A 13,733-nucleotide genomic window follows, 5' to 3' on the forward strand; every position below is an offset into this window, starting at 1 on the left:
AGCACAGCACTCCCCTGTCCTTAATTTTGCAGTATGAATCCGGATTACATTAAACTTTCAGAATTAGCCAAAAAACTGGGTTGTAAAGACACCGGAAACAACATCTATTCGGTGAGAGACTGGCTGCGGGACGAACACCAAATTCATGTTGAAGTAGGAAGTATCTGGAATGAAAAGACCAATTTTGTGGAATCTTATTTCTACAATGTTACCGCCCCTATTTATATTTATTACATCGAACCTGTTTATTTCAGTTCTTCCGATTCTCATTCTCAAGTGCTTTATCTGGGAGTATGGGAAGGCTTAAAGATCCTGAATGATTTCAGAAATCAACAACATCTAAAACCAGAGGATGATGACCTGGTGGTAGCTTATTTAAAAGGCTACGCCGATAAGAATAAAAAATCCTCAAAAAGCCCTTATAGCTCCAATATTGAGACTTATGCTTATCTAATGGGCAAGCAGGGAGATTATATCGAAGAAGGTTTGACCGATGATGACATCGCAGAACTGGTCAGAAATTATCCTGAAGAAAAAGAACAATACAGGTTAAATTAAAAAAGGCTGTTGAATTCATATCAGCAGCCTTTTTAATCTTATTATTTAATGGATCTATAGATCTTCAGCGTTGGCGATCATCTCAGCAATATCCATTACCTCAATTGCACCTTCCTTATTTTTAGCTTTAACACCGTCTGTCATCATGGTGTTACAGAAAGGGCATCCGGCGGCTATCACTTCCGGTTTAACTTCAATCGCCTGCTCTGTACGAGCCACGTTAACTTCTTCCTTGCCCGGTTCCGGCTCCTTGAACATTTGAGCTCCCCCGGCGCCACAACACATGGCATTGGTCTTGCATCTTTTCATTTCAACGAGTTCCACTTCCAGCTTTTTCAAAAGGTCACGAGGAGCTTCATAAATGTCATTTCCGCGCCCCAGGTAACATGGGTCATGGAAGGTAATTCGTTTTCCTTTGAATTTACCACCTTCCACAGTCAGCCTTCCCTCTTCCAGTAAGGACTTCAAAAAGGTAGTGTGGTGCATAACTTCATAATTCCCTCCAAGCCCGGGATATTCATTCTTGATAATGTTGAAACAGTGCGGACAGGTGGTTACGATCTTCTTAATCTCATACCCGTTCAAAACTTCAATGTTACCCACTGCCTGCATTTGATAAAGAAATTCATTTCCGGCACGTTTTGCGGGATCTCCCGTACAACTTTCTTCAGTTCCCAGAACGGCAAAGTCTACGTTAGCTTTATCTAAAAGTCTTACGAATGCTTTGGTGATCTTTTTGGCACGGTCATCAAAACTTCCGGAGCAACCTACCCAAAAAAGAACTTCGGGTTTCTTGCCTTCTGCCATATATTCTGCCATGGTTGGCACTTTGATATTTTCAGCCATGAATTTTATATTTTAAGAAGCCGGCGGCTTTCTATTTTTAAATAATTTGATAGATTAGTTTTCGTTTGCCCAGTTTAGACGGTCCATTTGGTTATAAGGCCATGGGGCACCATTGTTCTCAATATTGCTCAGCGCGTTATTAAGATCTGCAGGACCGGCACTTTGCTCCATCATGAGGTAACGTCTCATCTCCATAATAATGGATAGAGGGTCGATCCCAACCGGACAGGCTTCCACGCACATATTACAGGTTGTACAAGCCCATAGTTCTTCTCTAAGAATATAGTCGTCCAACAGTTGTTTTCCGTCATCCTGAAATGAACCATTCTTATTGATATTTTCGCCCACTTCCTCTAAACGGTCACGAGTATCCATCATGATCTTTCTTGGAGAAAGTAATTTCCCTGTATTATTTGCAGGACATTCTGAAGTACAACGTCCACATTCAGTACAGGTATACGCATTTAGCAGTTGTACCCTGTTAAGGTCAAAAACATCTGAAGCACCAAATTTTTCGGGTTCTCCTTCTTCCTCTTCCGTTTCAGTGGGAGCTGCAAAAGGATCGGCATCAGGGTCCATCATCAACTGTACTTCTTTGGTAACCGCATCAATATTGTCAAATTCACCTTTAGGTCTAAGTTTTGAGAAATAGACATTAGGGAAAGCCAATAGGATATGAAGATGTTTTGAATAGTATAGATAATTCAGAAAGATCAAAATACCGATAATATGCAACCACCAGGCTGCTCTTTCAATGATTATCAAAGTAGATGTTTCCATCCCCTCAAAAAGAGGCAACAGGAAACTACTTATAGGAAAGGATCCTGCGATCTCTCCACTTGCCATAGCATAATGCTCGGCACCCGTTAACTGTAACTGATGATCTGCCGCATTCATCACAAGGAAAAGCAGCATCAACACCATCTCGAAATAGAGAATATAGTTGGCGTCATTCTTAGGCCAGCTAGTCATTTCACGGGCCATGAAGCGATAGACGTGAAGTACGTTTCTTCGAACCCAGAAAATGATCACTCCAATTAATACCAGGAATGCAAGTATCTCAAAAGCGCCAATCAGGAAATTATAGGTAATTCCCGCAAAGGCAAAAATACGGTGTGTCCCAAAAATACCATCAATGATGATCTCCAGAACTTCGATATTAATAATAATAAATCCAAGGTAGACTATAATGTGAACGATCCCTGAAACAGGTCTGCGCACCATTTTATACTGGCCCAGTGCGATCTTGGCCATTTTCTTCCAGCGTTCGGCCGGGTTGTCATTACGGTCGATCTCTCTCCCCAGGTTAATGTTGCGGATCATTCTCCGAACATTACGTACGAAAATGCCAATTCCCACTATAAAAGCGAGAATGAAGGCTATTTGTGCGATAATCTGCATGGTTGGTTAGTTGGTTGGTTACTTGGTTACTTCAAAGAATCCTTTGGTGGCGAATATGGTCCAGGATTTTTTCCGAAGATAGAAAAATGAACATATCGCTTAGGATTAAGTTTCACATCCTGAATTAGCTCATCTAATTGATTTGTTGCCCTTTCCAGGTTATTATACACTGTCGGATCATTGATCAATTTTGCGGCGGTACCTTCACCATTGGTGAGTTTATTGGTCACATCTTCAAAGTTGGCTACCGCTTGCTCAAGATCATTGGTCATTTTCTTGATGTTCACCTTAGAAATGGTATCTGAAATATTATTGAGATTGGTTGACATCTCGTCCAGATTGGTAAAAGTTCGTTTCAACTTAGGAGCGTTCTCAGAAAAAATATTATCGGCGCTCTGGGCTGTACTCTTCAGTGAAGCAACAGTCAAAGAAAGATCTTTAAAACTCTTTCGAAGATCCTTGCGAGCCTCCTCATCCATCACCTGATTAAAGGCGTTAATTAAAGAATCTGTACTTACTATCACTTTTTCTACCTTCTCCTGAAGTGGAGTCAGGCGTTCATTTACAAGTTCCAAAAGCCCTTCTTCAATCTCACCTTGTAAGGTGTCACCGGATTTGGCTAGATTTCCCTGCTCATACTCTGGAAGTATAGCAAGTGATTTACCACCTATAAGTCCCCCGCCGTAAACTTGCGCGATACTGTTTTTTGAAAACGGAAAATCGTTCTCCACACTGAAGGTTACTAGCAACTTTCCTGAAGTATCCAAAAATCCAATACTGCTTACGTTCCCAACTTCAAGACCATTGATGGTCACCGGCGAAGATGGAGTAAGTCCTTCCACGTCATTATATACCACATAAAATGTCCTACTGGAATCAAACCAGTTTTTTCCTTTTAAGAAACTATATCCAAAAATGAAAAGGAGAATGGCGACTAGAGCCAAAAGAGCGGTTTTAACCTCTTTAGTATATTTCACAAAGAATTCTTATTGATGAAGCACAAATTTAAAAATAAATATAGAAAAGAGCCTTTAATTGACCTTTGTTTTTAGCGCCTCATTAACACTGATCTTATCATCGTTCTTAAAGGCAACGATATAACTAGTATCATAGCCTTTCTTCTTCGCGATCTCATGCAACTCCTGGATCTTCACATAACTGGAAGTAGCGCCATAATAGTACTTGTAAAGCTTACCCTCTTTATTCCTGAAAATATTATTTAAACCTTTGAAATTCCGGGGGGTAGGATCCAACTTTTTACCCGAAGCAGCTAATTGAACCCTGAAGGTTACGTCCTTATAATGATCATTTGGCTCAAGTGCCTTTCCGGAATCTACTTTTAACGGAGGTTGTTCAGCGATCCCTTCAAGGATTTCAAGATTGATACTGTTTTTATAGTGTTTTACAGCCTCGACGATAGCCGCCGACATTTTATCCTGGCCACCACGACTATTCAAAAAGGTACCTTCTCCTCTATTTGTAAGAAATCCTGTTTCAACCAGAACACTTGGCATATAGGTTTGTCTAAGAACCAGGAAACCGGCCTGTTTCACGCCTCGATTTACTCTTTTAAGTTCATTGGTGAAATTCTTCTGAATAAAATCAGCTAAAAGTATACTTTGGTCCAGGTATTCTTCCTGCATTAATGTAAGTCCAATATAAGATTCCGGGGAATCGGGGTTAAAACCACCGTAAGTCACTTCATAATCTTCCTCGAGGTAGATCACCTGGTTTTCCCTCATCGCTACTTTTAAGTTGTCCTCGTTACGGTGAAGTCCCAATACGAAAGTCTCAGTTCCAGAAGCCTGGGAGCTATGAGCATTACAGTGCACCGAAATAAAAAGATCGGCTTCGGCTTTGTTGGCAATCTCTGCACGACCTGCCAGGGTGACAAAAACATCGGTTTTACGGGTATAGATCACCTTGACATCTGGCAATTTTTCCAGTTCAGCACCAATATTCAGAACAATATTCAGCGCAATATCTTTTTCATAAAAACCATTTCCGCGGTTACCGGGATCCTGACCTCCGTGACCGGCATCGAGCACCACCACAAATCGCTCGCGGGGCGGCTCACAGTCTGAAGCGAATGCTTCCGAAGAAATAATAACTGAAAAAATAAAAACTAAAAGGCTAAGTAAGTTCGTTCTCATACTGAAATAACGATTCATAAAGGCGGTTATTTTATTTTTTGATAAACCCAAAAGGTAGCTTAAAAAATATATGTAATTTTGAGACTTCAAAAAACAAGCCACACTCACAAAAATAGAACATCTGGGATTGCGAACAAATATACTTTACATACTTTCCTGCAGTATTTTTTTGATCATTAATTTCACAAAAATCTCTGCCCAGGAGATCAAGACTAAAGAAGGTATGCGCATTCCTGCCGAAAGGGATAGTGTGGCACCGGTTCAGGATTCCCTGAAGATCACCGCTCCCGTTCCCGAACTGACTGAAACGACACATCAAACGGCGCAGGACAGTGTCAAACCAAAGAATAAATTCCTTACAGACCAGGTTACCTATACAGCTGAAGATTACATGCGGCTTAGTCCTCGTGAGAACCGTATGTACCTATATAATAATGCCGAAGTGACTTACGGTGATATTAATATCACAGCGGGGAAAATAATATTAGACAACGAAAAGAACGAAGTGTACGCTTACGGAATTCCGGACTCTACCGGGACCTACACTCAAAAACCAGTTTTTACTCAGGCTCAAAGCGTGGTTAGGCCCGATTCCATCAGGTTTAATTTCGAAACCGAAAAAGCCCTTGTGTTCAATTCACGAACCGAACAGGGAGAATTCAAGGTTTTCGGAGCAATTACGAAAAGGGAAAATGATTCGGTCTTCTATATGAAGAACGTGAAATTCAGCACTTCTGAAGATGAAGAGAACCCCGATTATTATTTCTATGCCCGAAGGATAAAGTTCGTTCCGGACAAAAAGATCGTTTCAGGATTGGTAAATATGTATATCGCCGATGTACCCACTCCTCTTGGATTACCTTTTGGATATTTCCCGATGACCGATGAGGAAACATCAGGATTTATTATTCCGTCTTTTGGAGAAGATAATAATCGTGGTTACTACCTTCAGAACGGAGGGTATTATTTCGCAATCAGTGATTATGTTGACCTCACCACCTTAGGAGATTATTACACGAACGGTAGTTACGGTTTGCGTCTGGAATCTTCTTATGCCCTTCGGTACAGGTTCAGAGGAAACCTGAGTTTCAGGTATGAAAAGCTTATAACCAGTGAACGGGGGTTCCCTGATTATGCCGAAGGTTCTGTTTACAACCTTAGATGGTATCATACACAGGACCAAAAAGCCAATCCAAGTTCAAGATTTTCGGCTTCGGTAAACCTGGGAAGCAGTGATTATTACCAGGCTTCTACTAATCAAAGTAACGCCGGAAGCAGGCTTACCAATACTTTAAGTTCCTCTGTTTCCTATTCCAAAACGTTCCCTATCGAGCCGCAGGTCAACCTAAGTATTACCGCGACTCACAGTCAGAACACCAATACAGAACAGATCAATATGACCCTTCCAACGGTACAGGCCAGCGTCGCAAGGATCTATCCTTTTGAACCCAAGATAGGTGCTAAAAAAGGAGTTTTTGAAAATATTAACCTGCAATATAATTTTAGAGGGGAAAACAGGTTCACCACCACCGATTCGCTTTTCTTTACAAAGGAAATGTTTGAAAATGCTGTCGTGGGCGCTCAACACACCGTACCATTGACCACTAACTTCAAGGTTTTTAATTACCTGAGTGTAAGCGCCGGAACCAATTATACCGAAAACTGGGTTTTCAAGACTTTTGAAAGGTCGTACGATGAAGAGCTTCAGCAGGAAGTTGTCGACACAATTAAAGGTTTCGACTCCTTTAGAACCTATAACTTCAATGCAAGCGTAGGAACCACTATTTACGGGATGGTTAACTTCGGAAAGGACAGTAAATATCAGGCGATACGGCACGTGATGCGTCCTTCTATCAGCTACAATATTAATCCCGGATTTGATCATTATTATGAAACCTATCTGGTTCCTGAAACTGCCGGAAGAGAAGAAAGGGAAGTTGAATATTCTCGTTTTCAAGGAACACTTTACGGCCCTCCGGGAAAGAATTTCTCAAGTTCCTTAGGGTTTTCTCTTAGCAATACTTTTGAGGCCAAGGTTAAGGATTCTACAGATGCCGAGCCGCGAAAGGTGACGCTATTAAATAACCTGAATATAAGTACTTCTTATAATCTCGCGGGAGATTCATTAAAGCTTTCACCTATCAGCGTTCGAGGGACTCTTCCCATAATAAAGAGTAAGCTGGATATTAACTTCGGAACCAACCTTGATATCTACGCCCTGAACAACGATAACCGCAGAATTGATAAATTGAATATTAATAACGGTGGAAGTCTTTTCAGGATGACAAATGCCAACGTGAGTTTTGGTTACTCCTTCTCCAGTCGAGATTTTACGGGTGGAAAGGAAAACACAAACCGAATGAGCAACGAAACCTTCAGAAACGGAGGTCGACCTGATGATCTTTTCGGAAAAGGAATGGAGATGGACGGCACTTTCTATGACGAAACTGAAGAGGACGTAGCCAATGAAGAAGAAGGCCCTGAAAATGCGTGGTACAACTTCAGTATTCCCTGGGATCTAAGACTGGCTTATACAATGAATTATTCCAACAATGCAAGGCAGAATGATATCTCTTCGCACTCCCTCATGTTCTCAGGTGATATTGAACTTTCACCACGTTGGACGGTTGGAGCATCTTCGGGTTATGATTTTGTAAACCAGGGATTCACTCATACCCAGCTGCGTTTCGCTCGTGATCTTAAGAGTTGGAGAATGACCTTTAACTGGACTCCTTTCGGAAGATATGAGCAATGGAATTTCTTTATAGGTATCAAATCAGCATTATTGCGTGATATCAAGTATGAGAAAAGAAGACAAAGAGACAGACAACTTTAAATCATTCGCTATGAAAAAGATCATACAAACAGACAACGCCCCTGCCCCTATTGGTCCATACAGCCAGGCTGTACTCACCGGAAACACTTTATATACCTCGGGGCAGATCGCTATAAATCCTGTGAACGGAGAGCTTGAAATGTCAAGCATCCAGGAAGAGACCGAGCAAGTTATGCGAAATCTAAAAGCTGTTTTGGAAGCTGCGGAAATGGACTTTGAAAATGTCATTAAATCCTCCATTTTCATCAGTGATATGAACAACTTTAGCGAGATCAACGCTGTTTATTCAAAGTACTTTGATGAGGCGACTGCTCCTGCAAGAGAAACTGTAGAAGTTGCCAATCTTCCAAAATTCGTGAATGTGGAGATCAGTATGATCGCTGTAAAATAGTTTTCTGAAAACTTTTTTTGAAGCTTAATTATCCTCTCCGGGGAACCTGATATAATCTGGAGCCAGATTCTCTACTGGCTCTTCTTTTTCTTTTTCGTCTTCCCTTGCCGAGACCGAAACCTGCTTATCCGTTATCTTTCTGATCAATTCTTTGAAGGTATCAAAATCCACCTGGTAAGATAATCCAACTCCTTGCGTAAAGCCAAGCTCCTCGCCTATATACTGAATGTTGTTCTCTCTGTTGAAGATCTTCGCCCGAAGATTTCCCTCTTCGTTCAATAAAAATTCAATCTCAATATTCCCTACAATTACAGTTTCCGTGACTCCTCCAACCGGAACTCCCACCTGGCCGTTTATGAGTACACGTTCACTGATCTGGGTTGATAATGTAACACCGAATCGGTCGGCTGTGGATTGTTCAGGGGTTCTCGAACCTTGCTCATAGTTCAGTCCTACTTCAAAGACGCCACTTTCATCACCCAATAAACTACTAAACAGTCCTGATGACGCGCTCTGGAAAACTCCTCCCAGCAAGGCGCTTCCCGCATTCCCGCCAAATACATCGGGGGTATAGAATTGGCCTAACGCCAATAATGAGAAAGCCTGAGCTTCGGTATTTCCGGAAGTTCCGATCTTATACTCTAGTTCAGAACGCACCGCTGATGTAACATTCGGGTACTCCAGATCAAAAGAAATATCGGGTTGCACTAATTCCCCTTCAAGATTGATTACAACATCTACAGGGATTCTTCGGCTTACACCTGGATTATCAAGAATGATTGCCGGGTTAGCATGGGCCTCATACACAGCGCTCATATCAAGATCTGCCTGCGCAGGGCTTCCACTCCAGTTTATACTTCCACCGGGTCTTACCGCGAATCGCTTCTGAAGGGCTCCATAATTAAAGATATATTCTCCTGAGTTGGCGATAAAGTCACCCCACATATTGAATTTCCCAAGGGTATTGATCTCGATCAATAATGTACCTGCTCCCCTTCCCCGAAGGATACTTCCGTCAACGTCAATTTCCACCAGGGCATCACTTGTAACATCCAGGTCAAAATTAAGTTCCAGACCTTTTACTTCCTGAAGTTCAATTTCCTGACCGGCCAGTCTCGCAGCTTTTTCTTCCGGGCTTAAAAAGTGAATAAATGAATTATCCCCGATCGCTTCGGTGTCTGAAATTGGAATTTTAAATACCGTTCCCCGGCCGGTTGTACCAACCACATCAATTACCAGTTCTGAAGTTGGCCCGTAAATAGAAGCGTTACCGCCCATAAAAGCGGTTCCGTAGTAAAGTGCGTCTTCATCTTGCTCGGTATCAAGAACAAGCAAACGGTTAGTAGAAATATTAAGACCTAAGATCCATTTTTGAAAGTTCTGATGAGAAATAACGCCGTCCAGGTTTCCTTTTGTGCCATATTTTGTATCAGTCAGTTCTATATCGTCGAAATTAAACTGCTGTTCGGTGAGATTGACAACCGCATCTTCTTCAAAAGCGTAATCCACCTTTAAATAAGGAATGCTTAATCCTGCTTTTTTCAAGCGTAAACGACCTGAAATATCAGGGTTTTTGTAATTTCCGGTAACATCGGCGTTCCCGGAAACCAAACCGCGAATATTTGTGATCACTTCACCCCCTATTGGACTGAAAGCAGACATGTCAAAATTCCGGAGACTAACCTCCAGATCGATCTCTGAAGCATTTTTTTCGACCACGATCTCACCAATAGCCGACAAGGATTCAAGGCCTTTATTTCTCAACGTTGTATTTACGTTATAAAAACTCAGATCCTTATTCCCCATTACGTCAAGATTCAGGTTCCCAAGCGGAGTGTCGTTGATCACCAGATCCCGAATAGTAAGCGAAGTATTAGGATAATAAGCCCCTTTTTGCTGAAGAAGATTCAGATTCCCGTTGACGATACCTCCCATGGCCAGTTTGTCGATATCCGGAGTGATCTTATACAGATCCACATTCTCAAACTGCATTTTAAAATCCTTATAAGTGGAATCTCTCATTTCCCCTGTAAGTCTTATTTCTTCTTCCTGGTGGCTTAATACTAATGAATCAACACGTACATTTTGGAAGCCTTTATCAAAGATCACACGATTGGACCTGTTGTTCGCCTCATTTAAGTGCCAGGTACTTTCCTTGAACTTGATATCTGATTTTTGTAAACCTACCACAGAATTATTATTCTCATTGATCGTGTGGTACATGTTCAAATTAAACTCATCGTCATTCTTAGGCCCTCCACGGAATTCAGATCTTATGAACAAGGTATCGTTGAGAGTTACGTTGATCAGGTTGAAATCTGAGACGCTATAAAATCCGGTTGACACACTATCGATCTCTACGAACGTATTAAAAAGCGGGTTGGAATTATCCACCTGAATATTGACCTCTTTAAAAAGGTTTTTGAATGCCTTGATCTCTGGCGATTTGAAAGCAAGCCTGAACTCAGATTCATCAGATTCCACGCTTCCCCGAATTCGGGTATTTGGCGCAAGCGTGATTTCAGGAAAGAAAACTTCCACTATCTTGTTATAAATGTCAAAATCGAATGACAGATACTGATTTGTCGTGATCTTGTTAGGGCGATAATTGGTGTACAGGCTTCCTACCGCATTTTCTACCAATGCCGGAACTTCTTTAATATCAAATACACCTTCCACGCTACCATTTATGACATCAGGAGAAACAACTTCAATTGTTCTTACGGGCCCGTCAAAAGAAGAAGTTACTTTTAGATCTCTGAAAACATAAGAGTCACCTTCATTTTTATATGAAGTATTCAAAAGAAGGATAGTTCCTGCTACATTGTTCAGGTTACTTCCTTTCATGTTCATGATCACATCACCCATAAAAATGGCCGTGCTGTCACGCTGCACCAAATTCAAGGCATTCAGGTCGGCATATCCCACCGAGGCTTCAAAATCATAAAGGTAGGTTTCCCTTGAAAAATCTGCTAACCCGTTGAACTCCATTCTAAGGTTAGGATCCAGTGAAATGAAATTTCCATTGAAAACAGGTGCTTTCAGCGTACCTCTTAATTTCAAATTATTATACGCGTAATCTTTATATACCAGTTTTGATACACTTCCACGAACCTCGGTATTAAGGCTTTCACGAGTCAACCCTTTCCCGTTAAAATTGATATCAAAGGAAGTAGTACCGAAAGACGGAGAATTGAATAATTTTCCGAGGTTAAAATTATTAGCTACCAGTTTTCCTTTATAACTTGCTCCTGAGGTTTCAGAATAATTGGTCATCTCCAAATCAACATCAGCCGTGCCTAACTGCGAAAAAAGATCAGCTTTCACATTTAAAAGATCGGCTGAAAGCAAAACATCTCCACGTATTTGAACATTACCAAATTCCTGTAGTTCACTTGGTAATTTCTCTCTTAATAGCCCAGGCAACAGATTTATGAGGTCATAATAATTTGTAGCAAGTTCATCAAGATCAGCGTGAAGGGAAAACCTGCCCTCTGCCCCCGGCATGGAATTTTCAATAGTTAGTTCGCCATTTAGCCTGGTGCGATCCAAACCTTCCATTTCTAGATCTGAAAGGGTAAATTCATTCAGGCGGCCTTTAAGCTCAGTAGAAAATTCAATTTTTTGATCAGATCCAAATTCAGAGTAAAAAGGCTGAAGATCGTTAGTAGAAACCCGTGCCAATTTAAAATTGGCTGTAACCGGTACCGAGTTGGCAAAATCAGAAAAACCTTTACTGGTATCGAAAATTATATTCATACTGACCTCAGACTCCGGAGTTCTTAGTTCCAGGTTGTCCAAAACCATATTTTCCTTTGTATAAGAGAAGTCAGTACTTAAAAAGTCTATTTCCAATCCTCTTTTTTCAAGACCTGAAAGTTTCCTTATGTCTACATAGATATCAGAATTCTCCAGAAGGAAATTACTGGCATTAAGATTTAAATTATCAATAATTACAAATTCAGGATTTGAGGCATTCTCATTTACATAACTAAATTTGCCCCCCAGCACTTCAAGATCATCGATAGTCAATAAGAAGGATCCTGCTTCCTTCTTTTTTTCTGACTTTAGTTTATTAAGGAAGATATTTAAGTTATCTCGGTCTTCTCCTTCATAGATCTTTAAATAAAATTGAAGATTTCGTGCGTTGGTAGATCCTAAAGTAGGATTATTATTGAGCAAACTTCTAAAGCTGGTAAGCGATGTAGCGACTTGCTGGGAGTAAATAAGAGTATCTTCGTGATGATCCCTTATAAGTACATCTCTTAGGTCCAGCTTTCCTCCATAGGTGATCCCTACCTTCCCAATCGTGATGTCTACATCCTTGGATTCCCTAAGGGAGTTAGTGATTTTTCGGGCTACTGAAGTCTGGACAGCAGGAATAGAAAATACTATCAGTAAAATGATAAATAGCAGCAACAATGCAAGCACTGTTTTACCAAGTATTTTCCAGAATTTTTTGATAGGTTTTTATGTTATAACTTTGCGAACAATATTAACAAATTTCAGGCCTAAATCATAAAGATGGCTTCACAAAAAATATATATTCTCGGCATTGAATCTTCCTGTGATGATACGGCCGCAGCTGTTTTATGTAACGGCGAAATTTTATCTAACGTGGTTGCCACCCAGGAGATCCATAAAAAGTATGGCGGAGTGGTACCAGAATTAGCTTCCAGGGCGCATCAACAAAACATTGTGCCCGTGATACATGAGGCTCTTAATCAGGCTAATATCACTAAAAATGATCTTTCCGCTATCGCTTTTACCCGAGGTCCCGGACTTATGGGTTCACTTTTGGTAGGAACTTCATTTGCTAAATCTTTGGCCCTGGGATTAAATATTCCCTTACTGGATGTCAATCATATGCAGGCCCATATTCTCGCACATTTTATTGATGAAGAAGGCTTCGACAAACCTGAATTTCCATTTTTAGCCCTGACAATAAGTGGTGGGCACACTCAAATTGTAAAGGTTTCCGACTATTTTGAGATGGAAGTTATCGGACAAACGCTTGACGATGCGGTAGGAGAAGCTTTTGATAAAAGCGCAAAAATACTCGGACTTCCTTACCCGGGCGGACCATTGATCGATAAGAATGCTCAAAAAGGTAATCCCAAGGCTTTTCAATTTCCGAAACCTAAAGTGGGAGATCTTGATTTTAGTTTCAGCGGTTTAAAAACTTCTATCCTCTATTTTATTCAGAAGGAATTAAAGAATAATCCGGAGTTCATTAATGAGAATCTGGAAGACATCTGCGCTTCCATCCAACATACCATTATTGAAATTTTAATGGATAAGCTGAAAAAGGCCGTTAAAAAGACGGGAATCAGGCAAATCGCTATTGGCGGTGGAGTTTCAGCAAACAGCGGAATTCGTCAAACTCTTAAAGAGGCGGAGAAAAAATACCAGTGGAAAACTTTTATTCCGAAGTTTGAATACACCACAGATAATGCCGCCATGATCGCCATTGCCGGGCATTACAAATACATTTCGGGAGATTTTGCAGACATGGGAATCACCGCGAAAGCACGAATAAAAATGTAAT

The 13,733-nt window shown here is 40.9% G+C and carries 9 protein-coding genes; 4 read left to right on the forward strand and 5 right to left on the reverse strand.

All coding sequences use genetic code 11. The annotated features are described in order from the left end of the window. Positions 1 to 33: 33 nt before the first annotated feature. Positions 34 to 558 (forward strand): hypothetical protein, encoded by a 525-nt coding sequence (locus ACFQ1G_RS02820; RefSeq protein WP_380736755.1) that lies wholly within the window; start codon positions 34 to 36, stop codon positions 556 to 558. Between the two features lie 54 nt (positions 559 to 612). Here ACFQ1G_RS02820 and ACFQ1G_RS02825 read toward each other — a convergent pair whose 3' ends face one another. Genes ACFQ1G_RS02825 through ACFQ1G_RS02840 form a run of 4 tightly spaced genes read right to left on the reverse strand, consistent with a single transcriptional unit; the run spans position 613 to position 4,958 of the window. Further along, complete coding sequence (locus tag ACFQ1G_RS02825) at positions 613 to 1,404, reverse strand: (Fe-S)-binding protein (protein ID WP_380736756.1); 792 nt, start codon at positions 1,402 to 1,404, stop codon at positions 613 to 615. A 54-nt stretch (positions 1,405 to 1,458) separates the two neighbouring features. Then, positions 1,459 to 2,805, reverse strand: a complete 1,347-nt coding sequence (locus tag ACFQ1G_RS02830) for a 4Fe-4S dicluster domain-containing protein (protein ID WP_380736757.1) — start codon at positions 2,803 to 2,805, stop codon at positions 1,459 to 1,461. 26 nt (positions 2,806 to 2,831) lie between these two features. After that, the gene (locus ACFQ1G_RS02835; RefSeq protein WP_380736758.1) at positions 2,832 to 3,782 is read right to left on the reverse strand and encodes an MlaD family protein; all 951 of its coding nucleotides are present in this window, start codon (positions 3,780 to 3,782) and stop codon (positions 2,832 to 2,834) included. A gap of 54 nt (positions 3,783 to 3,836) precedes the next feature. After that, the gene (locus ACFQ1G_RS02840; protein WP_380736759.1) at positions 3,837 to 4,958 is read right to left on the reverse strand and encodes an N-acetylmuramoyl-L-alanine amidase family protein; all 1,122 of its coding nucleotides are present in this window, start codon (positions 4,956 to 4,958) and stop codon (positions 3,837 to 3,839) included. 127 nt (positions 4,959 to 5,085) lie between these two features. On the opposite strand from ACFQ1G_RS02840, the gene ACFQ1G_RS02845 reads away from it, so the two are divergent. Both ACFQ1G_RS02845 and ACFQ1G_RS02850 read left to right on the forward strand, forming a co-directional pair. Next, positions 5,086 to 7,794: a putative LPS assembly protein LptD gene (locus ACFQ1G_RS02845; RefSeq protein WP_380736760.1), complete on the forward strand. Its 2,709-nt coding sequence runs from the start codon at positions 5,086 to 5,088 to the stop codon at positions 7,792 to 7,794. Positions 7,795 to 7,804: 10 nt separating this feature from the next. Further along, the gene (locus tag ACFQ1G_RS02850) at positions 7,805 to 8,185 is read left to right on the forward strand and encodes a RidA family protein (RefSeq protein WP_380736761.1); all 381 of its coding nucleotides are present in this window, start codon (positions 7,805 to 7,807) and stop codon (positions 8,183 to 8,185) included. A gap of 24 nt (positions 8,186 to 8,209) precedes the next feature. On the opposite strand, the gene ACFQ1G_RS02855 is transcribed toward ACFQ1G_RS02850, so the two are convergent. Continuing rightward, positions 8,210 to 12,616 (reverse strand): translocation/assembly module TamB domain-containing protein, encoded by a 4,407-nt coding sequence (locus tag ACFQ1G_RS02855; RefSeq protein ID WP_380736762.1) that lies wholly within the window; start codon positions 12,614 to 12,616, stop codon positions 8,210 to 8,212. Positions 12,617 to 12,709: 93 nt separating this feature from the next. On the opposite strand from ACFQ1G_RS02855, the gene tsaD reads away from it, so the two are divergent. Continuing rightward, positions 12,710 to 13,732: a tRNA (adenosine(37)-N6)-threonylcarbamoyltransferase complex transferase subunit TsaD gene (gene tsaD / locus ACFQ1G_RS02860; protein ID WP_380736763.1), complete on the forward strand. Its 1,023-nt coding sequence runs from the start codon at positions 12,710 to 12,712 to the stop codon at positions 13,730 to 13,732. Position 13,733: the final 1 nt, after the last annotated feature.

Origin of the sequence: Salinimicrobium gaetbulicola (assembly GCF_042676025.1) — a bacterium.
GTDB classification, from domain to species: Bacteria; Bacteroidota; Bacteroidia; order Flavobacteriales; family Flavobacteriaceae; genus Salinimicrobium; species Salinimicrobium gaetbulicola.

Coding starts and splice junctions, on each gene's coding strand:
- tsaD (WP_380736763.1), top strand. CDS start 12,710: ATGGCTTCACAAAAAATATATATTCTCGGCATTGAATCTTCCTGTGAT.
- ACFQ1G_RS02825 (WP_380736756.1), bottom strand. CDS start 1,404: ATGGCTGAAAATATCAAAGTGCCAACCATGGCAGAATATATGGCAGAA.
- ACFQ1G_RS02850 (WP_380736761.1), top strand. CDS start 7,805: ATGAAAAAGATCATACAAACAGACAACGCCCCTGCCCCTATTGGTCCA.
- ACFQ1G_RS02840 (WP_380736759.1), bottom strand. CDS start 4,958: ATGAGAACGAACTTACTTAGCCTTTTAGTTTTTATTTTTTCAGTTATT.
- ACFQ1G_RS02830 (WP_380736757.1), bottom strand. CDS start 2,805: ATGCAGATTATCGCACAAATAGCCTTCATTCTCGCTTTTATAGTGGGA.
- ACFQ1G_RS02820 (WP_380736755.1), top strand. CDS start 34: ATGAATCCGGATTACATTAAACTTTCAGAATTAGCCAAAAAACTGGGT.